Source organism: Amycolatopsis sp. NBC_00355, from assembly GCF_036104975.1.
GTDB lineage: Bacteria > Actinomycetota > Actinomycetes > Mycobacteriales > Pseudonocardiaceae > Amycolatopsis.
In genome coordinates this window covers 5,494,319-5,519,459 of the sequence record NZ_CP107982.1, presented here as the reverse complement: position 1 = coordinate 5,519,459, position 25,141 = coordinate 5,494,319, and the positions used below count along the sequence as shown (strand labels likewise).

The following is a 25,141-nucleotide window of genomic DNA, read 5'->3' as shown; positions in this document are numbered from 1 at the left end:
CCCTTGTCCGACAACGAACTATTGCTCGAGGTAGAGGATCTGCACGTCGAGTTCCGCACCTCGGACGGCGTGGCGAACGTGCTCAACGGCGTCGGCTACTCCGTGCACGCCGGGGAGACCCTGGCGGTGCTCGGCGAGTCCGGCTCCGGCAAGAGCGTCACCGCGCAGACCGTGATGGGCATCCTCGACGTGCCACCCGGCGTGATCACCGGCGGCGCCGTGCGGTGGCGCGGCGAGGACCTGCTGACGGCGTCCGAAGACCGCCGCCGGGAGGTGCGCGGCAGCGAGATCGCGATGATCTTCCAGGACGCGCTCTCGGCGCTGAACCCGGTGTTCACCGTGGGGTTCCAGATCGAGGAGCAGCTGCGCGTGCGGCTCGGGATGTCCAAGAAGGACGCCCGCAGACGCGCGATCGAGCTGCTGGACATCGTCCGCATCCCGGCCGCCGACCGGCGGATCAAGGACTACCCGCACCAGTTCTCCGGCGGGATGCGCCAGCGCGCGATGATCGCGATGTCGCTGGCCCTGGACCCGGACCTGCTCATCGCCGACGAGCCGACCACCGCCCTCGACGTCACCGTGCAGGCCCAGATCATGGACCTGCTCGGGGAGATCCAGGCCGAACGCAAGATGGGGCTGGTGCTCATCACGCACGACCTGGGCGTGGTCGCCGAGGTCGCCGACCGGATCGCGGTGATGTACGCGGGCCGGATCGTCGAACAGGCCGACGTCGTCGAGCTGTTCCGCGCGCCGGCCCACCCCTACACCGCCGCGCTGATGGACTCCCTGCCCCGGCTCGACCTCAAGGGACAGACGCTGGAGACCATCAAGGGCCTGCCGCCGAGCCTGCTCGACGTCCCGCCCGGCTGCCCGTTCCACCCGCGTTGCAAGCGGGCCGAGGACCGCTGTTCCTCGGAAGTCCCGGCGCCCCGCGGGATCGGCTTGGGCCGGACCAGCGCGTGCCACTTCGCCGAAGATGTGGTGGTGAACTCCCGTGGCAGTGTCTGATGCCGCTTCCGCTGAGAAGAGCACGTCGGCGGAACCCATTCTTTCCGTCAACGACCTCAAGAAGTACTTCCCGGTCCGCACCGGCGTCCTGTTCAAGCGGACGGTCGGCCAGGTCAAGGCGGTCGACGGCGTCTCGTTCGACCTCATGCCCGGCGAGACGCTCGGCGTCGTCGGCGAGTCCGGCTGCGGGAAGTCCACCCTGGCCCAGGTGCTGATGCGCCTGGAGGAGCCGACCGGCGGCACCGCGAAGTTCGAGGGCCGCGACATCTTTTCGATGCGCGGCAACGAACTGCGCAAGCTGCGCCGCGAGATCCAGATCGTGCTGCAGGACCCGTACACGTCGCTGAACCCGCGGATGACCGTCGGCGACATCGTCGGCGAGCCGTTCGAGATCCACTCCGACGTCGCGCCGAAGGGCTCGCGGGCGAAGAAGGTGCAGGAGCTGCTGGAGGTGGTCGGGCTCAACCCCGAGCACCTCAACCGCTACCCGCACCAGTTCTCCGGCGGGCAGCGCCAGCGCATCGGCATCGCGCGGGCGCTGGCGTTGCGGCCCAAGGTGATCATCTGCGACGAGCCGGTGTCCGCATTGGACGTCTCGATCCAGGCGCAGGTGATGAACCTGCTCGGCGACCTGCAGGACGAGTTCGGCCTGTCGTACGTCTTCATCGCGCACGACCTTTCCGTGGTGCGGCACCTGTCCAACCGGGTCGCCGTCATGTACCTCGGCAAGATCGTCGAAATCGGCACGGACGAGGAGATCTACGAGCGACCGTCCCACCCGTACACGCAGGCGCTGCTGTCCGCCGTGCCGGTGGCGGACCCGGCGCTGCGCGGGCAGCGGCAGATCATCCGGCTCGAGGGCGACGTCCCGAGCCCGCTGGATCCCCCGTCCGGCTGCCGGTTCCGCACGCGGTGCTGGAAAGCGCAGGACCGCTGCGCTTCGGAGGTACCGGAACTCGTGCCGCGGACCGACGGGCACTTGTCAGCATGTCACTTCGCGGAGCAGAAGTCGGTTGTTCCATAACGTACGTTTGGCCGTTGTAACCACAATGTCCGAACTATACGGTCCGAGGGGTGCGGAGCAGTAACCGCTTTCCGAGGAGGAGAAACGTGAAGAGACCCAGGCTTCTCGCCGCGGTGCTGGTCGTCCCGTTGTTCGGGGCGATCAGCGCGGTGGCGGTCCCGGTCGCGTCGGCGCAGCCCGCGCTGGCCGGCCCGGCGACCGAGTTCACCGTGCTCGCCAAGGACGTCCAGAGCGTCGGGAGCGCGCAGAAGGCGATCCGCGACGCGGGTGGCACGGTGCTGGAGACCAACAGCGCGGTCGGCCTGATCAAGGCCAGCGCTCCGGCGTCCGGCTTCACCGAGCGCGTCTCGGCGAACCGGGCCGTGTTCGGCGCGGCGAAGGCCCAGGTCATCGGCTCGGTGCCGAAGGACGGCAAGAAGGCCAAGAACAACAACGTCGAGAAGGAAGGCCGCGGCGCCGCTTCGAAAAAGAACGCAGCCGCCACCAAGGCCGTCGGGATGGACCCGCTGGACGACCAGCTCTGGGGCCTCAAGTCCGTCCGCTCGGACCTCTCCCGCACCAAGCAGCCGGGCAGCAAGCAGGTCAAGGTCGGCATCATCGACACCGGCGTCGACGGCACGCACCCGGACATCGCGCCGAACTTCGACGAGGCCGACTCGCGCAACTTCGTCAAGGACATCCCGTTCGACGTCAACGGCGTCGAGGTCGACGGCCCGTGCGAGTTCCGCGGCTGCGTCGACCCGGTGAACCACGACGACGGTGCGCACGGCACGCACGTCGCCGGCACGATCGCCGCCGCGGCCAACGGCTTCGGCGTCTCGGGGGTCGCGCCGAACGTGACGCTGGTGAACATCCGCGCCGGCCAGGACTCGGGGTACTTCTTCCTGCAGCCGACCGTCGACGCGCTGACCTACGCCGGCGACGCCGGCATCGACGTGGTCAACATGAGCTTCTACACCGACCCGTGGCTGTACAACTGCACGGCGAACCCGGCCGACTCGGCCGCGGAGCAGGCCGAGCAGCGCACGATCATCGAGGCGACGCAGCGCGCGTTGAACTACGCGCACCGCAAGGGCGTCACGATGGTGGTCGCGCTGGGCAACCAGCACACCGACCTCGGCGCGCCGCAGCCGGACACGACGAGCCCGGACTACCCGGCGAACACCACGCACCCGCGTGCGGTCGACAACGCGAGCTGCCTGAGCCTGCCGGTCGAGGGCAACCACACGATCGGCGTCAGCGCGTTCGGGCCGTCGCAGGCGAAGGCGGACTACTCGAACTACGGCACCGAGCAGATCTCGGTTTCCGCGCCGGGCGGCTACTTCCGCGACGGTTTCGGCACGCCGTGGTTCCGCACGGTCGAGAACGAGATCCTCTCGACGTACCCGAAGAACGCCGGGGTGGCCGACGGCAACATCGACGCGGCGGGCAACGTGACGCCGGCCGGTGTCACGCTGGGCGTCCAGAAGGCCACGGCCGCGGACGGCCGGGTCGGCTACTACCAGTGGCTGCAGGGCACGTCGATGGCCACGCCGCACGCGACCGGCGTCGCGGCGCTGATCATCTCGCAGTACGGCAAGAAGTCCGGCGCCGGTTTCGGCTTGGACCCGGACAAGGTCCAGCGCGTCCTCGAGGGCACGGCGTCCCAGATCGCCTGCCCGGTCCCGCGCACGGTCGACTACCTGGACGAAGGCCGCGACGCCACGTTCACGGCGACGTGCACGGGTGACCCGTCGTTCAACGGCTTCTACGGCCACGGCGCCGTCGACGCCTATGGCGCGGTGACGCGCGGGTCGCAGTACCTGAAGTAGCTCTGCCGGCAACGGCCCGCTTCCCCTCGGGGAGGCGGGCCGTTTTCGCGTCAACCTTTCCCCGGTGACGGCCAGGGGGAGCAGGCGATGGCCGGCGCCGGCATCGCCGGTTCGCGGGTGTTCGGCCCGGGGAGGACCGAGAGCGTCTTCTACTTCGCGATGCAGCGGTCGACGGGGGACACCGTCCGCCGCGACGAACGGGACCTCCGCGAGTCGGTTCCGCCGGTGACTCCGGCGAAACCCTGGCGGAAGGTCCCCGCCGGTCGCCGAGGAGGTGACGCGAAGCCTGACGTGAAGGAGGTTGCGAAAGACCGCTCCGGGAAGGCAACCTCTCCGGAGCGGTCCGCGTTTCACCAGTGGACCAGGGGGCGAGGGGACTTCGGGGTGGATGTGCGTGAGCCGGCGTTGCCGGTGGATCCGAGACTGCCGGGTGAGCCGACGCTGCTCGAGGTGGGCCGCACGCGGGTGTGGCTGGGCCGGCGCGGGGCGGTGGTGTGGCTGCCGACCCGGCTGCTCGCCCTGCGCGTCGGCGGGCGGTCCCTCACCGGCCGGGGGATTCCCACCTTCGTGGTCGTCATGGTGGTTCTGTGGTGGTCCACCAAGGGCATCTTCCACGCGACGGACCTGCCGGGTTCGGTGGCGGCCGAGGCCGCGCTCATCGCCTTGTTCTTCGTGCTGCGCTGGCGCAGTGTGCAGAACCGGGAACAGCTCGCCGAGCGGCTGGCCGGCACCGGCGCGCCGCTCCCGTTCCGGGTGGCGGCGAAGCGGGTGGGCTGGTGGTACCTCGTCTCGACGGCCGTCACGTTCCTCGGCGGGGCGGCGCTGTGCGCGGCGACCTTCCTGACCGAGCCGCAGTTCACCTGGAAGCACTGGTATCCGCCGGTCGTGGAGGTCGGGCTGCACACGTTCGCGCTGGCCCTGGGGGCCGGCGCGACCGCGCTGGTGCTCGGCCGGGTGCTCCGCGCGCCGGTGATCGCGGAGGACGAGACCTCCCAGCGGGTCGACGACCTGCTGCGGGCCGAAGATCCTTACCGGTTCGCCCCGTGCGCCGTGTACGCCGTCTTGGCGGTACCGGTCTTCGTGGTCGACTGGGCCACGCCCGGCTGGCTGGGCTGGCTCGCATCGGCGTACCTGGTGGTCGCGATCGGCCTGCAGCTGACCGGCTGGCTGATCACCCGCCGTCGATACCGGCGCCTGCCGCCCGGTTACTACGGCAGGTAAACCTTTCCGGCCGCTCGTGCGTGTTCTCCGCGAAGTGAGGGGGGTTCCGTGAGCGAACGAGTGCCGAGCCGCGGCGAGGTGGCGCAGGCCGCGGTCTGGCTGGGGAAGCACGGCGTCCGGGTGGAGACCCCGACCCGGCTGCTGGCGACGCGGCTGGGCGTGCGCGCCGGCGCACGGCCGCGAGCGTTCCTGATCCGGGTGGCCCTTTTCCTCCTGGCCGGGATCGCCGGGGCGGTCGGCTACCAGTGCCTGCAGTACCTGCCCGGCGTGCGCGGGGTCGAGATGACCGAGAGCAAGGTCGTGTACTTCCTGCTCTGCGCGTTCCAATGGGCGACCTGGTCCGCCATCCGGCACCGGGACCGCCGAGCCGCGGCGGCACTGGGCGCGCGGGCGCTCGACCGTCCCCGGCCGCCGTGGCGTTCGCTGGTGAACCGCTGGTACCTCGCGTCGGTCGTGGTGACGTTCGGGGGCGGCGCCGCGCTCGGGGCGACGATGTACTTCGCCACCGAGTACCGGACGTACGCCTGGAGCTGGCTCGGCGTGCTCGGGCTCGGCGCGGTCGTCTTCGCGGCGATCTTCGCGGGTGTGGTCCGCCGCCCGGTGATCGCGCAGGACCGGCCGTCGCTGGCGGTCGACACCGTGCTGCGGGTCGACGACCTCACCCTCGCACTGCCTTCGATGTACTCCTTCCCGGTGCTGGTGGACCTGGTCACCACCCACCGGCAGCCGCCCGGGTTCGCGCCGTGGCTCGCCGGTTACGTGGTGCTCGCGATCGCGCTGCAAGTCGTCGGCGTGCTGGTGTCCCGCAGGCGGCGGCCGGCCCTCCCGGCCGGTGACTACGGCGTCCCCCTGCCCGCTCAGGCCGGTGCCCGGTGATCGTGTTGACGGCCCGGAGAAGGCCGCGGCCCCATGGCTCGAGCGGCGCGGGATCCGGGTGGCCGAGCCGACGACGCGGCTGTCGGAGCGGCTGCGCGTCCGCCGCGGGAGGCGTTCACCGTCGTCTTCGCCCCGGTCGTGGTGACGACGTTCGGCGGACGCCGGCTACGGGGAGGTCTGATGAGCAAGGAACACGAGATGGTGCTGAGCTGGCTGGCGAAGCGCGGCCGGCCGGTCGCCGCGCCGACGCCGTACATCGGCGCCCTGGTGGCCACCCGCAACGTCACACCCGGCCGTAGCCTGCCGTGGCTGCTGCTCTTCGGTGTCGCCGGTCTCGCCGGCGCGATCGGCTACCAGCGCCTCTTCGGCGTGACCGCGGCCGCGCCGGTGTACTTCTTCTGCTTCGTCGTCCAGCTGACGATGTGGCGGGCCGTCCGGAGCCGGCAGCGGCAGCTCGCCGGCGAAACGCGTCCCTGGCCCGGCGCGACGCGCGATCGCAGTGTGCTCGGCGGCTGGTTCACGGTGGCCCTGGCCTTCGCGTACGCCGGCGGCGCGGCACTGGCCGTCTCGCTGTTCCCCACGGCTTCGGCCTACGCGCTGAGCTGGCTGGGGCTGCTGGTCCTGAGCGCTCTCTGCGGCGGCGTGGTGCTGGCCGGTTTCCTGCGGGCGCCGGTGCTCGCCGAAGGCCCGGAGTCGCTGGCGGTGTACCGCGGGCTGCTGGCGGAGCACATGCACGCGGCGTCGCCGGCGCTGGTGGCGTTCCCGCCGCTACTGGACGCCCTGGGCCACCGGCTGCCGCCGGGGTACGGGCCGGTGCTCATCGCGTACTTCGCGCTGGTGGCGGTCGCCGAGCTGCTCGCGTACCTCCGGAACCGCCGGCCGCTCCCGCCGGGCCGCTATGGAGACCCGCGGCCCGCGCGGAGCGCCGTCGACTGGACACCACCGGAGCCCCGGTGAAGGACCCGAGGGCGCGGTGGGTCCTCGTTTCCGCGGTGCTGAGCCAGGTCGCGGGGCCGGAACGAAGCAGCCCACGACGACCTGGCCCGCCCCTCAGCGGTTCGACGCCTTCTTGACGAACTTCCCGAGGTCCTTCGACTGCTGCACCCGGGTCGGCTCGTGGACGTACATCATGTGCCCCGCCGGGTAGTACGCCGTGTCGATGTTGTCGCGCAGCTCCTCCGGGATCTGCAGGTGCGCCAGGACGTGCTCGGCCGCGAAGTACGCCGTCGCGCCGTCGTAGTGGCCGAACGCCACGTGGACCTTCAGGTGCGGGTTCGCGCGCATCGCCGCGCTCACCGAATCGACCACCGAGATCGAGCGGCCCTCGAACTCCTTGTACGACCACGCCTTGAAGGTGTCCTCGTGGATGATCTCGTACGGCAGGTCGTTCTCGTAGCCGAGCTCGGCCCGCACGTAGTGGTTGAACGCCGCCGAGTACGCGCCGATCACCCGGGAGATCGACGGGTCGTCGCTCATGTGCTCGCGGCCGCCGTCCGGCTCCCACGTCGTGAACCGGCCGTCCATCCGGCCGACCGTGAGGCCGCGGTCGCGCAGCAGCTCGGTGAAGAACCGGACGTGCTCGATCCGCAGGTTCACCCGGTCCACATAGGACTCGGTGAGCCCGGTCAGCGACGCCAGCGTGGCCACCGCGTCGGCCCGGTCCTGTGTGGACAGCCGGGCGCCGCGCGCCAGCGCCCACGGCAGGCCCTTCGCCGCGAAGTCCTCCGCGTCGGCGAGGACGTCGTCGAGCGGGCGCTCGCCGTGCAGGCCGTGGTAGTGCGCGATCGCCGCGTACGTCGGCACGTACAGCGAGTACGGCAGGTCGTTGCCCTCGCTGAACTGCAGCGTGCCGAGGTCGAGCACCGACGAGATGAGCAGCAGCCCGTTCAGGTACAGCCCGTGGCGGTCCTGCAGGTGCGCGGCCAGCCCGGCGGCGCGCAGCGTGCCGTAGGACTCGCCGGCCAGGAACTTCGGCGACAGCCAGCGCTCGTGGCGCGACACCCACAGCCGGATGACCTCGCCGACCGACTCGATGTCGCCCTTGAACCCGTGGAAGTCCTTCGTCTCGCCGCCCTCGGCCGCGCGCGAGTAACCCGTCGACACCGGGTCGATGAACACCAGGTCGCTGTGCACCAGCAGCGTCTCGGGGTTGTCGGCCAGCCCGTACGGCGGCGGTTCCGGGTCGTCGACGTCGCCCGAGAGCACGCGCCGCGGCCCGAGCAGCCCCATGTGCAGCCAGATGCTCGACGAGCCGGGGCCGCCGTTGAAGGCGAACGTCACCGGCCGCGAGCCGGGCTCGGCGTCGTCGAGGGTGTAGGAGGTGATGAAGACCTCGGCCTTCGCCTTGAGCCCTTCGGACTTGCCGTCCTTCACGACCTCCTTGCGCAGGACGATCCGCCCGGCCTTCGCCGTGTAGGACAGCGTCTTCCGCTTCACGGTGAGCGTGTGCTGGGTCGTGACGATGTCGTCGGCCGGTTCGGCCGGGAGCTCCTTGACTTCGGGAGTCGTCTTCTCGGGAGCCTCTTCGGGGGTCGTGTCCGCCATGGACCCCAACTTAGCCGGATCACTGTGGCAGGGTGACTTGGTGCACACCGGGGACTGGCCGACGACGATCGCCGAGGCGCTCGCCGTGCAGGAACGGCTGCGCGGCGAGGTCGACCTCACCGACGACGGCCCGGAGCTGCCGCCGACGGTGACCGGCCTGGACGTCGCCTACGACGACGCCGGCGGGATCGCCGCCGCGGTCGTCACGCTCGAGACCGCCGGGCTGACCGTGGTGGAGGAGCGGACGGTCCGCGCGAAGGCCGTCTTCCCGTACGAGCCGGGCCTGTTCGCCTTCCGCGAGCTGCCGCCGCTGCTGGCCGCGCTCGAGCAGCTGGACCACGAGCCCGACGTCCTGGTCTGCGACGGCCACGGCCTCGCCCACCCCCGCCGGTTCGGCCTCGCCTGCCACCTGGGCGTGCTGACCGGGCGGCCCGCGTTCGGCGTCGGCAAGACCCGGTTCGTCGGCTCGCACGACGACCCGGCGCCGGCCCGCGGCTCGTCGGTGCCGCTGGTCGACGCGGGGGAGGTGGTCGGCGCGGTGCTGCGTACCCAGGACGGCGTCAAGCCGGTGTACGTCTCGGCCGGGCACCGCATCGACCTGGCCCACGCGTGCCGGCTGACGCTCGCGCTCACCCCGCGCTACCGGCTGCCCGAGACGACCCGGCAGGCCGACCGGCTGTCCCGGGTGGCGCTGCGATGAGGACGCTCGCCCAGCTCGACGCCGCCGTCTCCGAGTGCCGGGCCTGCCCGCGGCTGGTCGAGTGGCGCGAAGGCGTCGCGGGCGCGAAGGCGGCGTTCCGCGATGAGGAGTACTGGGCGCGGCCGGTGCCCGGCTTCGGGCCGGCGGACGCCACGCTCGCCGTGGTCGGGCTGGCGCCGTCGGCGCACGGCGCGAACCGCACCGGCCGGATGTTCACCGGCGACCCGTCGGGTGACTTCCTCTTCCGGGTGCTGCACGAGGTGGGCCTCGCGTCGCAGCCGACGTCGACCGCGATCGGCGACGGCCTCGAGCTGTACGGCACCCGGCTCGTCTCGCCGGTGCGCTGCGCCCCGCCCGAGAACAAACCGACGCCGACCGAGCGCGACACGTGCCGGGCCTGGCTCGCGGAGGAACTCACGCTGTTACGTCCGACACTGCGCTCGATCGTGGTGCTCGGCGCGTTCGGCTGGCAGGCGTTACTGCCCGTGCTCGCCGCGGCCGGCTGGCCGGTGCCGTCACCGCGGCCCGCGTTCGGACACGGCACGGTCCTGAAGCTCGGCGACCTGCGTATTTTCGGCTGTTATCACGTCTCGCCGCGCAATGTCCAGACCGGGCTCCTGACCCACACGATGGTGGCGGACGTCTTCCGCGCCGCGACCTCCGTGACGGCCTCGGACTGAATCGTTACGGAAGGTGCAGCGACGCTGGTCACAGCCGGATGGGGTCCCCGCGCAAGGTCCGTGTGAAGGTGCCACTATGAAGTCATGGCTGCTGCGAAGTCGAAGTCGGAACCGACTCGGATCCTCGTCCTCGGTGGTGGGTACGTCGGGCTCTACACGGCGTACGGCCTCCAGAAGATGCTCCGGGCCAACGAGGCCTCCGTGACCGTCGTTGACCCGCAGCCCCACATGACCTACGCGCCGTTCCTCCCGGAGGCCGCGGCCGGCGCGATCGAGCCGCGGCACGTGGTCGTGCCGCTGCGCCGCGTGCTCAAGCGCTGCCACGTGCTGACCGCGCGCGTCACCAAGATCGAGAACGACAAGAAGTCCGTGACGGTCGAGGCCGCCGACGGCCACATCGAGCAGCTCGGCTACGACGTCCTCGTGGTCGCGCTCGGCGCCGTCGCCCGCATCCTGCCGATCCCGGGCCTGGTCGAGCAGGGCATCGCCTTCAAGACCATCGGCGAGGCGATCTACCTCCGCAACCACATCATGACCAAGCTCGACGAGGCCGCCAGCACGCTCGACCCCGAGCTGCGCAAGCGCCTGCTGACGTTCACCGTCGTCGGCGGCGGGTTCGCCGGCATCGAGGCGCTGGCCGAGCTCGAGGACATGACCCGCTTCGCGGTGGAGAACTACTACCCGAACATCCAGCCGGCCGACGTCCGCTGGGTGCTCGTCGAGGCCGCCGGGCGCATCCTGCCCGAGGTCCGCGAGACGCTCGGCGTGTACACGGTGGAGCAGCTGGAGAAGCGCGGCATCGAGGTTTACCTGTCGACGGCGGCGAAGTCGTTCGAAAACGGCCACGTCGTGCTGTCGGACGGCACCGAGTTCGACACCGACACGCTCATCTGGACCGCCGGCGTGAAGGCCAACCCGGTGCTGGCCAACTCGGACCTGCCGCTCGACAAGCGCGGCCGCCTCGAGGCAACGGCCGCCATGCAGGTCGTCGGCCACCCGGACGTGTGGACCGCGGGCGACAACGCGGCCATCCCGGACCTCTCGCGCACCGAAGAGGACCCGACGGCGACGTGCCCGCCGAACGCGCAGCACGCGGTCCGCCAGGCGAGGCTGCTGGCGAAGAACATCATCAAGGTGACCCGCGGCGGCAAGCCGAAGGACTACTTCCACAAGAACCTCGGCGCGGTGGCGAGCCTCGGCCTGCACAAGGGCGTCGCCGACGCGCTGAACCTGAAGATCAAGGGCTTCCCGGCGTGGCTGTTCCACCGCGCGTACCACCTCAAGGCGATGCCGACCTGGAACCGCAAGATCCGCATCCTGTTCGACTGGATCCTCGGCGGCCTGTTCCGGCGTGAGGTCATCTCGCTGGGCCAGATCAACAACCCGAAGGACGAGTTCGCGCGCGTCTCGAAGTCCTGAGTTTTCGGTAGGGAGAGCCCCTGTCCGCTTCGGCGGACGGGGGCTCTTTCGTGTCGCGAGGCGACGGCGGGAGCTTCGCGCTCGAGCCTGCGAAGCTCACCCACCGCCGCCGCCGGTTCGTTCGCGCTCGTCGTGGAAGCGCTTCCTTGCCGACTGTTAAGGGCCTTTTGGGTTAGTTGCAGGGAAATGACCGACTGTGTGCCGGTGAGCGACATGGTCTGGACAACTGGGCCAGTGAGCGGGTATCCCTTTCTTCACTACGAAGAATAAGTCGGCGAACCTCCCCCTCGCCGACAAGATCCGATCACTCCGCACCGCCCGTCCCCACGGTCCCAGGAGCTCCCATGCGCTTTTCCCGCACCAAAGCGGCACTCGTGGCGGCGTTGCCCGCCGTGCTGAGTGTTGCCGTCATCGCCGGCGCGCCCGGCACCGCGGCCGCGGCCGGCCCCGCCTTCCCCGCCCACTACGCGGCCCCCTACCTGCAGATCAGCGACTCCGACGCCGGTCAGCTGTCCGCCGACATGAACGCCACCGGCACCAAGTTCTTCACACTCGCGTTCCTCACCCCGCAGTCCGGCTGCACGCCGGTCTGGGAAGCGAACGGCACCGGCGTCGGCTCCTTCAAGACGCAGATCAGCGCGCTGCAGGCCGCGGGCGGCAACGTCATCCCCTCGTTCGGCGGCGCCGAAGGCGGTGAGCTGGCCCAGACCTGCACGAACACCGCCAGCCTGACCGCGGCGTACGCGAACGTGGTCAACACCTACGGCACGCCGCGCCTGGACTTCGATATCGAAGGCGGCGTCCTCGGCGACACGGCGTCGAACCAGCGCCGCAACTCCGCGCTGGCCGCACTGCAGCAGCAGAACGGCGCGGTCCAGGTCGACTACACGCTGGCCGTCGACCCCACAGGCATCCCGGGCAACGAGCTCGACCTGCTGCGCGACGCCAAGAACAAGGGCGTCAAGGTCAGCGTCGTCAACCTGATGGTGATGGACTTCTACGACGGCCAGCCGGTCCTGGGCGACGCCCTGTCCGCGGCCCGCGCCAGCGCGTCGCAGCTGGCGAGCCTCTACGGAATCTCGACGTCGGCGGCGTACGCGATGATGGGCTTGACCCCGATCGCCGGCCGCAACGACGACGGCGCGCAGTTCAGCCAGTCCGACGCGCAGCAGCTGGAGACGTTCGCCGCCCAGAACGGCGTCGCGGAGCTGTCGTTCTGGGAGCTCCAGGACTACGACCGCGCGACGGGCTACGCGTACTCGAGGATCTTCAACGCGATCACCGGCGGCGGCACGACCACCCCGCCGCCCGCGGGCAGCGGCACGATCACCGGCTACGGCGGCAAGTGCGTGGACGTGGCAGGAGCCTCCTCGGCGAACGGCACGACGGTCGACCTGTACACGTGCAACGGCACGACGGCCCAGAACTGGACGTCGACCGCGGGCACGCTCCGAGCACTGGGCAAGTGCCTGGACGTCAACGCGGCAAGCACGGCGAACGGCGCGAAGGTCCAGCTCTACGACTGCAACGGAACGGGCGCCCAGCAGTGGACCCATACGGGCAACCAGCTGGTCAACCCGGCCTCGGGCAAGTGCCTGGACGCCACGGGCCCCAGCTCCGCGGACGGCACCCCGCTGCAGATCTGGACGTGCGCGGGCAGCGCCAACCAGTCCTGGACGCTGAACTGAGCTTGTGAAGAACCGGAGGCCGGGCCATTGAATGGCTCGGCCTCCGTGTTTTCCGGGACGATGGCGTTCGTGGTTCGCCCGCTTTAACATCCAGGTGGGTGAGGGGAGGAGCCGTGAGCGGTCGTCAGGAAGCGGTATTTCCTCAGGGCAGCTTTTTGGCCGGCCTGTCGCCGACGGCGCGAACCGCTCTGCTCGGATTGGGCACTGCGCGGGAGTTCGAGCCCGAACGGGTACTCCTCCGTGAGGCAGACACCAGCACGCATGCCTTTCTCCTGATCGACGGCTGTGTGAAGATCACCGGCGCCACTCCGGAAGGGCACGTCGCCCTGCTGGCCATCAGGGTAGGCGGCGATCTGGTCGGCGAACTGGCAGCCATGGACGGTCATCCACGTGTCGCCACCGTGACCACGGCCGGGCGAGTGCGAGCGCGCTTGATTGCGCAGGCCGAGTTCCGCCGATTCCTGGCCGGCTTCTCGGACGTATCACTGGCGGTGAGCAGTAGCGTAGGGGCGAAGCTGCGATGGGCCACACGCCGACGGATCGATTTCGGCAGCCGCGAAGTCCGGATCCGGCTCGCAAGAGTCCTGCTCGAGCTGGCGACATCGTACGGGACCCAGACCGGAACTCATGTGCGCATCGGCGTCTCGCTCACCCAGCCGGAACTCGCGGCGTTGGTGGGTGCCGCCGAGCCGACGGTGCACCGGGCACTGGCAACGCTGCGGCGAGAGGGCATCGTCGAGACGGGTTACCGCAGGGTATGTGTCTGCGACCGGGTCCGGCTCGCGACCGTCGCCGATGGTTAGACCACCGATGTGACCAGCAAAACCAGCGCGCTTGAGAAAAGCACACAGGTGCCGGCCAACGCTGCCCGCACGTGATGATGCTTTCGCATTGCCAAGGCGGCCAGGAGCTGGGAGAGCTCATGAGCCTGCGCTGACTGATCCCTCATTCCCATGCGTTCGGTGCCGGCCGTTCCGGCGGCGACGCTCGGGAACGCGAACTGGTTCCTGCTCGACGGCGCCGTCGTCCGCGGCCGGATCGCCAGGAACACGTGCAGTGACGCGTAGGCGTAAGCGAGGGCGAAACACGCCAACGCTCCGAGAACCACCAGCCGCGTCCCCGAACCGAACTTGACACCGCCCAGGAGACCGGCCTGGGTCGCTACGAGTGCGGTGATCATGGTCTGGATTGCCACGACCGTGCGAGCTTTCTCGTCGGCGTGCTGGACCGCGCCCTGGAAGAACGTCACAGTCGTCAACGTGGTGGCGAGCTCGACTTCCGTTCTCGTATACGAGGCTTTCAGTCCGGCCGGTGCTCTCCTGCTCGTGGCGCCCATGTGTGCTCCTTTCGGGTCGAGGTCGATCATCGCCGCCGCGGATCCTGGGCATCCCGTCACGAGACGGCTTCGTATCCGGAATCTCTCCGATGTGAAAACCGGATTTTGATGTGGTGTTCTTCGACGTCCTGGGGGAACGGTGGACGAGACGAAGGAGGGGAGGGATTTGAACCAGAAACCATGGCCGGCGAGCAGTCTGCTCGGCCGGATGTCCGGCCGGGTTAGGGAGGCCTTTCTCGAACTGGGCACTGCGGTGACCTATGGCGCGCGGCAGAAGATCATTCGGCAAGGCGAGGAAAGTCACCATGTGCTGGTACTGGTCGACGGGATCGTGAAGGTCTTCGTCGAGACCGAATTCGGAAGTCCGGTGTTGCTGGGCCTTCGTGGCCGAGGTGACCTGCTCGGCGAGATGTCAGTTCTTGAAGGCAGGCCGCGTTCCGCCAATGTGATGACGTGCACCGCGGCCCACGTCAAGCTGATCAAGAGCGCGCAGCTGAAGAACTTCTTGGACCGCAATCCTGATGCCTGGAGCGCCGTGGCGGCGTCGCTGAGTTCGCGGCTGCATTGGGCGAACAAACGCCGAGCGGAGTTCGTCGCCTGCCCGGCGCCGGTCCGGGTCGGGCGAGTTCTCGCAGAGATCACCGGGCGTTATGGCGTACGCACGGCAGAGGGATGGGATCTCGACGTGTCGCTCACGCAGGCGGAGATCGCTTCTCTGGCAGGGGTTGCACTGGCGACATTCGAGAAGGCACTTCAGCTACTGCATCGAGCGGGACTGGTCCGCCGCCAATATCGACGGATAGTAGTCGACGATCTCGAGGGTCTGGCCCTGTTCGGGGGCAGTGACCTGCGAAACCCATATCAATACGGGATGGGCGACGCGGACGTGGCTCAGAGTTAAGAGATGGGACGCAGACCGATCTTGCGGAGGAGGACTCGTTGCCGGAACACACCGAATTTTCGCGGTCCCTGCTGCTGGCCGTCGACATGTGGCGGTACGGGAGCCGAGACGGGCAGCAGCAGGCTGACCTGCAACAAGCCTTGACGGACGGGGTGACGACGGCGGCTACGGCCGCCGGGCTCGATCGCGCATCGTGGACGCTGCAGGACGGCGGAGACGGCTTCTGCGCCGTGATCACCGACAGCTCGGCCGAGCCCGTGTTGGTGGGCCCGTTCGTCCGGGAGCTCGATACCTGGCTCCACCGGTTCAACCACGTTCGCAGGCCCGAGACACAGCTGAGGTTGCGTCTCGCGACGCACCACGGCGGGTCCGTGCCAGCCGCCCATGGTTACGCCTCGGACGGTTTGGTGCACGTCAACCGACTGTTGGACGCAGCACAAGCACGTGCGGTGCTGACTGCGTTGCCCGAGGCCAACCTGGTCCAGATCCTCTCCGAGCCGATTTTCGAAGGTTGTGTGCGCCAGCGCCTCACCGAGGTCTTCGAAGCGGAGTTCGTGCGGATTCGTGTCGACATACCAGCGAAAGCGTTTCGAAGCGACGCGTGGATCCGCGTACCCGGAGTCCCTGCCGAGAAGGTGGCCGAACTCGCCGGCCGGGAGCCGCTGGTCGTCGGTATCCGGTTGAGCAAGGCCGCGCAGACCGGTCCGGACTTCGCTGACCGGGTACTACGACCCTCCCTCGCTGCCGCCGGGATTTCGTGTTCCAGGACTGTGGACGAAGACTGCCGCGATCTGGCACTGTCCCTGCCCGCCGGAACGCCGGGTGAACGAGTGCTGGGGGTATGGCTGCACCACTTGGCCGACGCGCTCGACGCGCACGCTCCGGAACTGCAGGTGGCAGTGGGAGTCGCCGAGGGGCACGATCTCGCCGCCGCCCGCGACCTTGCCGAGGAGGCAGAGGTCAGGGGCTTCCTGGACGGCGTCGCGGACGGCCCTATCGTTGTCGTGGTGTCCGCCGAAGTCCATCGGCGGATCGTCGACGGTTCTGTGGCTCGTATGGTCATGCCGGACAGCTACCGGTCCCTCGCGACTGATCCGGAGACCTGGGTTCGCGTCCTCGGGTACTCGGTCCCGCCGGAGCCTGCACCCCGGCGCGAGGACGTGGCCGCACCGCTGACCTCGCCTGGGATAGGAGTGGTCAACGGGCCTGTTTCGAATATCGAGAGCGGGATCTTCCACGGCCCGTTCGTCGTCGGGTCGTGGCACGACAACCGCGGGACGGGCCGATGAGCGAGACCCCCGCGGCGAACTCCCCGGCCCCGGCCGCCGGACCGTCGACGCCGGCTCAGAAGACATCCCCTGAGGGCAGCGGACCGGACAAGAGCAGTTCGCCGAAGGCGAGCGCGCAGAAAAGGGGGTCTCCGAAGAAAGCAGAGCACGAGAACGAGAAAGACCAGGGCGACGATGAATCCCGCGGTGTGAAGGAAGCTTTCCAACAGGGAGAACGGTTCTACTCGCCCAAGTACTCACAACACGGGCCCACTGCCAACATCAACCAGGCGCAGATCACGGAGATGCAGGTCGGCGACCGGTACGAGATCTTCGTGGGACGAGAAGTCTCGCGTGGGTCAGGATCAGTGCGTGAAGACGTGCTGGAGTGGGTCAGAGCCCGATACCTTCCCGTGGCGCGGCATAGCGAGATGCGGCGAATGCTCGAGCAGCGCAGTGTCATCCTCCTGCGCGGCCAGCCGGGCACCGGGCGCGTCACCACCGCGCTGCACCTCCTCGATCGGGTGGCCAAGAGCAGGGTGTTCCGGCTCGGCAGCGGCAAGAGCCTCAAGTCGCTCGTCGCCACCGAATTCGCGGAGACGAGCGCGGGCTATGTAGCGGAGTTGCCACGCCAGGTGAGCGGCGCGCTCACCGAAGAGAACCTCGACGAGCTTCGCGATCGCCTCAAGAAGGTGTCCTCATTCTGTGTGCTGATCGCGGCGGACGATTTCCGGTACGCGGACGTCTTCGGCGGATATGCGTTCGACTACGAACCACCGGAGCCCGCCGCGTTGCTCGCCAAGCACATCCAGCACGAGATCCGGCCCGGCGACCCGACTGAAGTCGAGGCCGACCTCGCGGAACTCCAGGTGGCTCCGTGGACGTCCGAGGCTCTGGGCCCGTGCCCGCGGCCATTGGAGTCTGTGCGAATGGCGACCCTCCTTGTCCAGCACGCGCGAGGCGAGATCACCCGCCAGGGTGTTGAGCGAGAAGCCGCACGGGCCGTCCACGGCCAGGTGGCGAAATGGTTTGTCGCGGTCCAAGGGGTTGCGCCGGGAGCCGAGCTCGATGAGGCGCTTCGCTTGACGGCATTCCGCGTGGCGTTGGCAGTGCTCAACGAGTCGCCCTACAACCTGGTCGCCGAGGCGGCGGATCTGCTGGGCGGCATGCTCGTTGGCGCGACGCGCAAGGACGATGACGGCAAGGTTTCATTGTTCGCCGATGATCAAGGAAGCCGGTTGCCTGCGTTGCGGGCGACGATTGTTGACGGCTATGCGACGTTCGGACGTGTCTTGATACCTACGAAGTCCGTGCGTTTTCACGATCCGCGATACCCGTCGGCGATTCTGGACCACGTCTGGTCGAACCACTACCGCATGCGGGAACCAATCAACGCCTGGCTGACGAAGCTGGCCGAGGACAACCGCCCGATGTTGTGGGTCCGTGCGGCCCAGGCGATGGGGTATCTGTGCCGGAGTGATTTCGATTACGTGTACACGAAAATGATCAGGCCTCACGCCCTTACCGGTGACCGGGGCCGGCTGTTGAGCAACCGCCGCCTGTGGCCGGCGATCGCGCTGGACCAGGCTGCCCAGGATGACGAGCTCCGGCCGGCCATCCTCGAGCGGCTGCAAGAGTGGCGTCGGTCGGAAGCCCGTTCGTTGCGCTGGACCGCCGCTGCGACCTACGGGTTTACGTTGGGGCGCCGCCGGATCGACGAAACTCTCGAGGAGCTCAGGGTTCTCGGCACACCGTCGGAAAGCCACGAGCCACTGGCCGAAAGTGATGACTGGGACGTCGTCTGGATCTCCGGGTACAGCGTGGCGAAACTCCTGGCGTTCGGCCGGGTGTCCGAGGTACTCGGCTGTCTCCGGCGTTGGCTTGATAGCGATCGGAGCAGTCTTCGCCGGCTCGCTCTCCGGAGCTTGCGGCATCTGACGAACCTTTACGGGTTCGAACTCCGCCGCCTCGAAATGGCCTCGACGGAGGACCGGCCGGCGCTTCCTTCAGGGGTCGCACAATGGCCGTTGCTCTTGACCCTGCACTCGCAGGACCCACAGCTCACCGAGCCGATCTGCGCACTTCTCCGGCAGTCTCTGCGGAATCGGGAAGGCGATGCTCTGGCTCGACATTTCCTCGCCCGGTGGATCCGTTGTGGGGAGCAGGATCCCGTACTGCTCGACGTCCTGGCCGGGTTCATGATCCGGCTTGTGGAGTCGCAGAGTGACGCGCAGCGGCTGCTCTACCTGATCGGCCGGCTGACGAAGGACTGGGCTGATCCGCTCGAGCCCGATGTGGCGGCCCGGCTGACCACGGCGATCCATTCGTGTACCGAAATGAGGGTGGTCTTATGACCGAGGAAAAGGTGCGAGAAGAAACCGAACAGCCGGAAAAGGAAGACGACCGGGCCGAGCAGCAGGGCGAGCCCGATTCGAGCTTGCCGGATTCGGGTTCGCAGAGCGGTCCGGTGGTCCGGACTCTCGACTCGTCGGCTTACGCGCCCATCGTGAGCGACGAGCGCGTCGGCCGGTTGGGTTTCGTGCGGAACCGGGCACAGGTGCGGCCGTGGGTGGCCCGGGTTTTCGTCCAGGGTGATGGCCGGTTCGTCGTTTTCGGCCGGCACAAGCAGCCGACTGCCGGAGAGCTCTTGTGGGGCGGTTTCCGCTCCGTCTACGAAGTGGATCTGTCCCTGCGGCAGCTATCGCTGGAGATCACACTGCCGAGTTTGGGCGACGCTTTCGTCTTCCGGTCGGAGGTGGACATCCAATGGCGGGTGACGAAGCCGGAGAAAGTCGTCGCCGAAGGGCTCACGGACATCCGGCCCGCGCTCGTTCCGCCCTTGCTAGCCGGACTCCGTGAGGTGAGCCGGGGCTTGACGGCCGCAGAGGTGGAGACTGCGGAGAAGGCGGCCAACACCCGGTTCGGTAACGACTGGCTTTCCGAGGAGTTCGGACTTTGGACGAACGTGCTCGTGCGTCTGCGGATGGATGAGCAGAAGGAGCGCAACGTCCGGCTGGAGGCCGAGGTCGGGGCATTCAAGCAACTCATCAAGGACGGCGACCTCGACCAGTTCGCCCTGCAACTGGCCCAGAACCCGAGGGATGTGGAGCCGGTAGTGCGTGCGCTGGTCGAGGAACGGGACACGCACCGCCGGGAGGTCTTCGAATTCATCACGCGGCTCATCGAGTCCGATGCACTCGACCGGTGGCAGATCGATGATCAGGTGCGGGTCGTGATGCAGTGGATGCAGGCCTCGATCAGCCGGGTGATCACCGGCACGGACGCGGCGCGGCAGCTCAGTTTCGAGGACCGCCAGAACGGCTCGGGCAGCCCTGTCGGGGGTGCTTGATGTGGCCGCTGCTCCCTCAGGCGTTGCCCGGGTTGGCGCTGGTCGTGGCCCTGGCCTGCCTTATCGTCCGGTTCGCGGTGCCGGTCGCTCTCAAGACCCTGATCGAGCCCGCCCGCGACGTCGTGACGCTGGTAGCCGCGCTCCTGGTGCTGCCCGAGTACTGGGTCAGCTGCGCACGCCGCCGCGCCGGCGGGGCACCGCCGCACTTCGCCTACTTGTACGGAGACGGGGTGACGAGGCTGGCCTGGCTCGGCGATCGAGGCGTCGTCCTGGTGCTGAGGTCGCTCGCGCGCGCCGCTTCCACGGTGCACCCCCTTGTCGTCGGGTTGGCAGCGGCTGCGTGGAAGCTGACTGTCTCGATCTGACGTCCGAGGCAGGCGCGAGTGCTCATCACCTAGAATGCACGGTGCCCCCGTAGCCCAACTGGCAGAGGCAGTCGACTTAAAATCGACCCAGTGCGGGTTCGAACCCCGTCGGGGGCACGAATGGGTAACGATTGGCGCCCAGGTATGTGGATCAGCCGGTCTGGTCTCGCTGCGGGCTCTCGGCGTATTTCCGATCTGTCTGGTGAGTCCAGTGCACCCGGTTCACTCGCTCGTGTGCGGAGTTGTGCACGGGTGAAACATTTCCGTCGTCTCAGCGATACCCAGGGGAACTGGGGACTGCGCTGAGGTCGGAGGGCACATCGATGGGGCGTCGCCGAGGGTTTTTCGCCGAGATGCAGTATCAGGCGGCCAAGGCGCAGAAGGAGCGGGCGCGGCAGGTGGCAGCCGCCGAGCGGGAACGGGTGCGTCTCGAACGGGAAATGCATCGCGCTCAGGCTGCCGCCGCTATGGCACGCGAGCGTATGGCGCGCGCGGATGTGCAGGCGGCGGCCCAGGCGGAACGTGAGGCGAAGCGCCTCCACGTCGAAGCCCAGCAGACGAAGGTCGAGTCGCTCAACGCGGATCTGCGGGAAGAGCTGGCCGCTATCGACAGCATTCTCGAGTCGACACTGGCTGTCGATGATTACGTCGATCTGGAAAACCTTCGCCGGGTCGCTGAACATCCGCCTTTCCATTCGGTGTACACAACGGCGGCGCCTGCGCCTGCGCCGATCGTTGCTCCTCCGGAGCCCTACTTTCAGCCGCCTGCGGCGCCGGCCGGTATCTCGGCGGTCTTCGCCAAGAAGAAGCACGCCGCTGCGACCGCTGCCGCACAGGCTCAGTTCGGGCAAGCGCACGCTGCTTGGCGAGCCGTGGTCGCGCAGATTCCGCAACGGCAGCTGGCTGCGGCGCAGCAGCACCAAGCCGTGGAGGCGAGCGATTGCGGAGACTTGCCCACGATCGACGGCGGTATGACGCCGAGTGTGACGAACGGCAACGTGTCGTCGATGTGGAAAACGCTCGGCTCGACGATCTGATCAACCGGCTCGCGAAGAGCGAACCCGAGGCGGTCGACGAGTATGTCGGGATCGTGTTCGGCAACTCGATCTACCCGGACGTCATCGCCGACAACAGTGATTTCGACTTTTCGTACAGCTCGGACTTGCGCGAACTGTCCATCACGGTGGTGTTCCCGTCGCCTGAGGTGATCCCGAAGACCAAAGTGTTCCGCTACGTGCGCGCCAGTGACGAGATCGCGGAAACGACGTTGACGCAAAAAGACGTGACGACCAGGTACGTCAACCTGCTCAACAACATGACCTTGCGAACGCTCCACGAGGTGTGGGAGTCGGACCGTGCGGGGAAGATCGACAGCATCTCCTTGGTCGGCGGCGTCAACCACGTCGATCCCGCCGTCGGCAGGGACGTGTTCGTTCGGCTCGTCGCACTGGCGGTGAGCCGTGAAGACTTCCTGCAGATCGACTTGTCCCGGATTACTCCGTCCGAAACGCTGAAACACCTTCGCGCTGTCGTGTCGAAGACGCCGCATCGATTGACTCCGATCGACGACAAGAAAGGTGTTCGTGGATGAGCGCCTTCACCAGCGGGGCGACAAGGTGAACGGTCTCCGATTCGTTCCGCCGCCGGGATGGCCACCTCCGCAGCCTGGCTGGGTGCCGCCTCAGGGGTGGCAGCCGCACCCGTCCTGGCCGCCGGCGCCTCCGGGCTGGGAGTTCTGGGTGGCCGACGCTTCGGTCGATCAAGAGGACCAGCCCGCCGCGGACTCGCCGGTGGAAGCTCCTCCGGTTGCCGCGACTCCGCGGCCTGACGTCGTCGAGCCGCCGCGTGACCTCGATCTGCAAGAGGAACCGTCCGCGTCGGTCCGCCAGGAGCTCGAAGCCGTCCGCGAACAGCTCGACCAGGCAAGAAGTCAGCTGGTCGAGCTCAACGATGCGATCCTGCTCCAGCAGGTCGGGATCTACGAGTACCACCACCCTCTCGAGAACGCCGAACAGCTCAAGGAGGCACTGGCCGCGATTCGGCAAGAGGTGAAGGAGTTCGTCAAGAACGGCGTCGCGATCCTCGCCGCTGACCGGTTCGCCTACAACAACTCGCTGGCGCAGGGCCGGAAGATGACGGCCGACTTTTCGAAGCTCATGTTGCGGGCGTACAACGCCGAGGCCGACAACTGTGTCCGATCCGTTCGCGCCGGCACGGTGGCCTCGGCCAAGCAGCGCCTCGACAGATCGGTCGAGTCGATCGTGAAGCTCGGCAAGATGATGGAGATGCGCGTCGCTCCCGAGTACCACCTGCTTCGGCTTCGCGAGATCGAACTGACTGGTGACTACCACTTCAAGGTGCAGGAGGAACGCGAAGCGGCCAGGGCTGAGCGCGAACGTCTGAGGGAAGAGAAACGTGCGGAAGCGGAACTCCAATCCGAACGCGACCGGTTGGAGAAGGAACGCGACCACTACGCCAACGCCCTGGCGAAACTTGCCGAGCAGGGCAAGCAAGAGCAAGCTGAGGAGCTGCGCGAGCGATTGACCGCCATCGACGACGCGATAGCGCAGAACGACTATCGCATCGCCAACATCCGGGCTGGGTATGTATACGTCATCAGCAACATCGGTGCGTTCGGTGAGAGCGTCGTGAAGATCGGGATGACCCGGCGCCTCGAACCTCGGGACCGCATCCTGGAACTCGGTGACGCGTCGGTTCCGTTCCCCTTCGACACTCACCTGCTGCACTTCTCGGAGGACGCGATCGCGCTCGAGAACGAGCTGCACAAGATGTTCGCTGATCGCCGGCTGAACCAGGTCAACCTGCGACGGGAGTTCTTCTTCATCACGCCGCAAGAGATTCGCGCGGTTCTGGCCGAGAAGCTCGGAAACATCCTCGAGTTCAACGAGACACCCGAGGCGTCGCAGTACTTCCAGAGTCGCGCGTCCTGGCCGGAGGAGAGCCGTAGGTAGAACGGTCAGGCTGCCGAGCGTTCGCTCATCGGGCGGCGGCGGAGGGGGACCTCCCGCAATGCCTGCGGTACGAAGTCCTGGTCCAGCGCGCTCACGTTCGTGCCCGGCGGGACTATCTCGTCGATCCGGTCCAGTACCTCGTCCGACAGGGTGATCTCCAGTCCGGCCAGGAGGTCGTCCAGGTGGGCCATTGTGCGCGGGCCGATGATCGCGCTTGTCACGCCCGGGTGGGAGATCGCGAACGCCATCGCCAGGTGGGTCAGCGGCATGCCCGCCGAGGCTGCCAAGGGGATCAGCTGCTCCACCACCTCGATGCGGTGCGAGTCGTTCAGGTGCTTCAGCATGCCCGCGCGGCGGAGGTCGTTCGCGCCGTCTCGGCGGACTCGGCCCGTGAGCATTCCTTGGCCCAGGGGGCCCCAGACCAGCGTGCCCATTCCGTGGCGTTGCGCTGTCGGGAGGACTTCGCGCTCGATGCCCCGGCTCAGGATCGAGTACGGCGGCTGCTCCGTGTGGAAACGCTCGAAGCCTCGGCGGGAGGCGGCCCACTGGGCTTCGACGATGTCCGATACCGGCATCGCCGACGTGCCGATCGCGCGGACCTTGCCGCTGTGGATCAGGTCGTTCAGCGCCGAGAGCGTTTCCTCGATGTCCGTCGACGGGTCCGGGCGGTGGATCTGGTACAGGTCGATGTGGTCGGTCTGCAAGCGGCGCAACGAGTTCTCGACCGCGGTCATGATCCAGCGTCGTGAGGTGCCCTGGTGGTTGGGGTCTTCGCCGGTCGGGCGGCTGAACTTCGTGGCCAGGACCACGTTGTCGCGGCGGCCCTTGAGGGCCTTGCCCACCACGTCTTCGACGTCGCCGTAGGCGTCGGCCGTGTCGACGAAGTTGATGCCGGCGTCCAGGGCCTTGTGGATGACGCGGATCGAGTCCTCGGGGTCGGGGTTGCCGATGGACGTCGCGAACATCAGGGTGCCGAGCGCGTACGGGCTGACCTTGATGCCGGTGCGGCCGAGGGTGCGGTACTGCATGGGAGGTGGCTCCTGGGGGTAGTCTCGGGACGTAAGCGGAAAGCTCTTCCGCTACTATACGGAAAGGCTTTCCGTTTATGCAACCGCGCAAGCTGCGCGCCGATGCCCAGCGCAACGTCGACGCCCTGCTCGAAGCCGCCAAAAACGTCTTCGCCACCTCGGGTGTGGACGCTCCCGCGAAGGAGATCACCGACCTGGCCGGGGTCGGTGTCGGGACGCTCTACCGGCACTTCCCGCAGCGCGCCGACCTCGTCGTGGCCGTGCTGCACCGGGGGATCGACACCTGCGCCGCCGCCGGGCCTGCGCTCAGTGCCGAGCATGAACCCGAGGTGGCGCTCGCGGAGTGGCTTCGCCGGTACACCGCGTTCGTCGGGACCAAACGCGGCCTCGCGACGGCCCTGCACTCGGGGGATCCGGCCTTCGACGGCCTGCCCGGGTACTTCATGCAACGGCTCGAACCCGTGCTCGGCGCGCTGCTCGACGCCGCCGTCGCGACCGGCGGGACCCGCGCCGACGTCAGCGCGAAGGACCTGATGCACGCCATCGCCCTCTTGTGCCAGCCGGTGCGCGGCGAGGGCATCGAGTTCAACCAGCGCATGGTCGCCGTGCTCGTCGACGGGCTCCGGCGCGCCTGAAACCCCGATGTACGCCGGGTGTACTCCCCGCCCGCGCTGCACGGAGACCCGCATTCCGCGAGGTCATCCGTACGGGGAGAGCGGCATGACAACATCCAGCAAGGTGGGCCGCGCGGCCGTGTACGTCGTCGCCGGGCTCGCCACCGCCGCGGTCGGGGCGACCGCCGCCGGGGCCTTCGCCGTCAACGACGTGACGCCGGTCGCCGCGGCCACCGGGCGGCCCACCGTCGCGCCGGTCAAGGTCGCGCCCCTCGCGGCGCCGGCCGCCCAGAAGGTCGCCCAGCCCGCAAAGCACACGCTCGCGAGGCACGCTCCG

24 protein-coding genes and 1 tRNA gene are annotated in these 25,141 nt (G+C 68.3%); 21 read left to right on the top strand and 4 right to left on the bottom strand.

The features are described from left to right. The first annotated feature begins 3 nt into the window (after positions 1-3). The 6 genes from OHS18_RS24525 (at position 4) to OHS18_RS24500 (ending at position 6,897) form a co-directional block, all read left to right on the top strand. The gene (locus OHS18_RS24525) at positions 4-1,008 is read left to right on the top strand and encodes an ABC transporter ATP-binding protein (RefSeq protein WP_328612545.1); all 1,005 of its coding nucleotides are present in this window, start codon (positions 4-6) and stop codon (positions 1,006-1,008) included. Further along, complete coding sequence (locus OHS18_RS24520; protein WP_328612544.1) at positions 995-2,032, top strand: ABC transporter ATP-binding protein; 1,038 nt, start codon at positions 995-997, stop codon at positions 2,030-2,032. The genes OHS18_RS24525 and OHS18_RS24520 overlap by 14 nt, the downstream gene beginning before the upstream one ends. Positions 2,033-2,118: 86 nt before the next feature. Then, positions 2,119-3,843 carry a S8 family serine peptidase gene (locus tag OHS18_RS24515; protein WP_328612543.1) on the top strand — a complete coding sequence of 575 codons (1,725 nt, stop codon included), beginning with the start codon at positions 2,119-2,121 and terminating at the stop codon, positions 3,841-3,843. A 384-nt stretch (positions 3,844-4,227) separates the two neighbouring features. Next, a complete protein-coding gene (locus tag OHS18_RS24510) occupies positions 4,228-5,064 on the top strand; it encodes a hypothetical protein (protein ID WP_328612542.1) in 837 nt (278 codons plus the stop codon). A gap of 48 nt (positions 5,065-5,112) precedes the next feature. Further along, positions 5,113-5,940 (top strand): hypothetical protein, encoded by an 828-nt coding sequence (locus tag OHS18_RS24505; protein WP_328612541.1) that lies wholly within the window; start codon positions 5,113-5,115, stop codon positions 5,938-5,940. 180 nt (positions 5,941-6,120) lie between these two features. Beyond that, positions 6,121-6,897 (top strand): hypothetical protein, encoded by a 777-nt coding sequence (locus OHS18_RS24500; protein ID WP_328612540.1) that lies wholly within the window; start codon positions 6,121-6,123, stop codon positions 6,895-6,897. A 93-nt stretch (positions 6,898-6,990) separates the two neighbouring features. On the opposite strand, the gene OHS18_RS24495 is transcribed toward OHS18_RS24500, so the two are convergent. Then, positions 6,991-8,484 (bottom strand): S10 family peptidase, encoded by a 1,494-nt coding sequence (locus tag OHS18_RS24495; protein ID WP_328612539.1) that lies wholly within the window; start codon positions 8,482-8,484, stop codon positions 6,991-6,993. Between OHS18_RS24495 and OHS18_RS24490 the strand changes: the two genes are divergently transcribed. The 5 genes from OHS18_RS24490 (at position 8,483) to OHS18_RS24470 (ending at position 13,774) form a co-directional block, all read left to right on the top strand. Then, a complete protein-coding gene (locus OHS18_RS24490) occupies positions 8,483-9,184 on the top strand; it encodes an endonuclease V (RefSeq protein WP_442875272.1) in 702 nt (233 codons plus the stop codon). The genes OHS18_RS24495 and OHS18_RS24490 overlap by 2 nt on opposite strands. Then, positions 9,181-9,864, top strand: a complete 684-nt coding sequence (locus tag OHS18_RS24485) for a uracil-DNA glycosylase (protein ID WP_328612537.1) — start codon at positions 9,181-9,183, stop codon at positions 9,862-9,864. Before OHS18_RS24490 ends, OHS18_RS24485 begins: the two co-directional genes overlap by 4 nt. A gap of 84 nt (positions 9,865-9,948) precedes the next feature. Continuing rightward, a complete protein-coding gene (locus OHS18_RS24480) occupies positions 9,949-11,283 on the top strand; it encodes an NAD(P)/FAD-dependent oxidoreductase (RefSeq protein ID WP_328448837.1) in 1,335 nt (444 codons plus the stop codon). Positions 11,284-11,627: 344 nt separating this feature from the next. After that, complete coding sequence (locus OHS18_RS24475) at positions 11,628-12,971, top strand: ricin-type beta-trefoil lectin domain protein (protein WP_328612536.1); 1,344 nt, start codon at positions 11,628-11,630, stop codon at positions 12,969-12,971. 113 nt (positions 12,972-13,084) lie between these two features. After that, positions 13,085-13,774, top strand: a complete 690-nt coding sequence (locus tag OHS18_RS24470) for a Crp/Fnr family transcriptional regulator (protein ID WP_328612535.1) — start codon at positions 13,085-13,087, stop codon at positions 13,772-13,774. Here OHS18_RS24470 and OHS18_RS24465 read toward each other — a convergent pair. Beyond that, positions 13,771-14,337: a hypothetical protein gene (locus OHS18_RS24465; RefSeq protein ID WP_328612534.1), complete on the bottom strand. Its 567-nt coding sequence runs from the start codon at positions 14,335-14,337 to the stop codon at positions 13,771-13,773. The genes OHS18_RS24470 and OHS18_RS24465 overlap by 4 nt on opposite strands. A 109-nt stretch (positions 14,338-14,446) precedes the next feature. On the opposite strand from OHS18_RS24465, the gene OHS18_RS24460 reads away from it, so the two are divergent. From OHS18_RS24460 to OHS18_RS24420, 9 genes are all read left to right on the top strand, one after another. Further along, on the top strand, positions 14,447-15,208 hold the full coding sequence (locus tag OHS18_RS24460; protein ID WP_328612533.1) for a Crp/Fnr family transcriptional regulator: 762 nt from the start codon (positions 14,447-14,449) through the stop codon (positions 15,206-15,208). Positions 15,209-15,246: 38 nt separating this feature from the next. After that, the gene (locus OHS18_RS24455; protein WP_328612532.1) at positions 15,247-16,497 is read left to right on the top strand and encodes a hypothetical protein; all 1,251 of its coding nucleotides are present in this window, start codon (positions 15,247-15,249) and stop codon (positions 16,495-16,497) included. After that, entirely contained in the window at positions 16,494-18,830 is a 2,337-nt protein-coding gene (locus OHS18_RS24450) for a hypothetical protein (RefSeq protein WP_328612531.1), read from the top strand. The genes OHS18_RS24455 and OHS18_RS24450 overlap by 4 nt, the downstream gene beginning before the upstream one ends. After that, on the top strand, positions 18,827-19,825 hold the full coding sequence (locus OHS18_RS24445; RefSeq protein ID WP_328612530.1) for a hypothetical protein: 999 nt from the start codon (positions 18,827-18,829) through the stop codon (positions 19,823-19,825). The genes OHS18_RS24450 and OHS18_RS24445 overlap by 4 nt, the downstream gene beginning before the upstream one ends. Continuing rightward, complete coding sequence (locus OHS18_RS24440) at positions 19,825-20,190, top strand: hypothetical protein (RefSeq protein WP_328612529.1); 366 nt, start codon at positions 19,825-19,827, stop codon at positions 20,188-20,190. The genes OHS18_RS24445 and OHS18_RS24440 overlap by 1 nt, the downstream gene beginning before the upstream one ends. Before the next feature lie 43 nt (positions 20,191-20,233). Then, a tRNA-Leu gene (locus tag OHS18_RS24435) sits at positions 20,234-20,307 on the top strand. A 236-nt stretch (positions 20,308-20,543) separates the two neighbouring features. Beyond that, a complete protein-coding gene (locus OHS18_RS24430; RefSeq protein ID WP_328612528.1) occupies positions 20,544-21,227 on the top strand; it encodes a hypothetical protein in 684 nt (227 codons plus the stop codon). After that, positions 21,200-21,781: a hypothetical protein gene (locus OHS18_RS24425; protein ID WP_328612527.1), complete on the top strand. Its 582-nt coding sequence runs from the start codon at positions 21,200-21,202 to the stop codon at positions 21,779-21,781. The genes OHS18_RS24430 and OHS18_RS24425 overlap by 28 nt, the downstream gene beginning before the upstream one ends. Positions 21,782-21,929: 148 nt before the next feature. After that, a complete protein-coding gene (locus tag OHS18_RS24420; RefSeq protein WP_328612526.1) occupies positions 21,930-23,162 on the top strand; it encodes a DUF4041 domain-containing protein in 1,233 nt (410 codons plus the stop codon). A 5-nt stretch (positions 23,163-23,167) separates the two neighbouring features. Here the strand turns inward: OHS18_RS24420 and OHS18_RS24415 are convergent, their stop codons facing one another. Then, positions 23,168-24,190 (bottom strand): aldo/keto reductase, encoded by a 1,023-nt coding sequence (locus OHS18_RS24415; protein WP_328612525.1) that lies wholly within the window; start codon positions 24,188-24,190, stop codon positions 23,168-23,170. A 77-nt stretch (positions 24,191-24,267) separates the two neighbouring features. Between OHS18_RS24415 and OHS18_RS24410 the strand changes: the two genes are divergently transcribed. After that, entirely contained in the window at positions 24,268-24,825 is a 558-nt protein-coding gene (locus OHS18_RS24410; RefSeq protein ID WP_328448843.1) for a TetR/AcrR family transcriptional regulator, read from the top strand. A gap of 63 nt (positions 24,826-24,888) precedes the next feature. On the opposite strand, the gene OHS18_RS24405 is transcribed toward OHS18_RS24410, so the two are convergent. Beyond that, on the bottom strand, positions 24,889-25,065 hold the full coding sequence (locus OHS18_RS24405; RefSeq protein ID WP_328612524.1) for a hypothetical protein: 177 nt from the start codon (positions 25,063-25,065) through the stop codon (positions 24,889-24,891). Positions 25,066-25,141 lie beyond the last annotated feature (76 nt).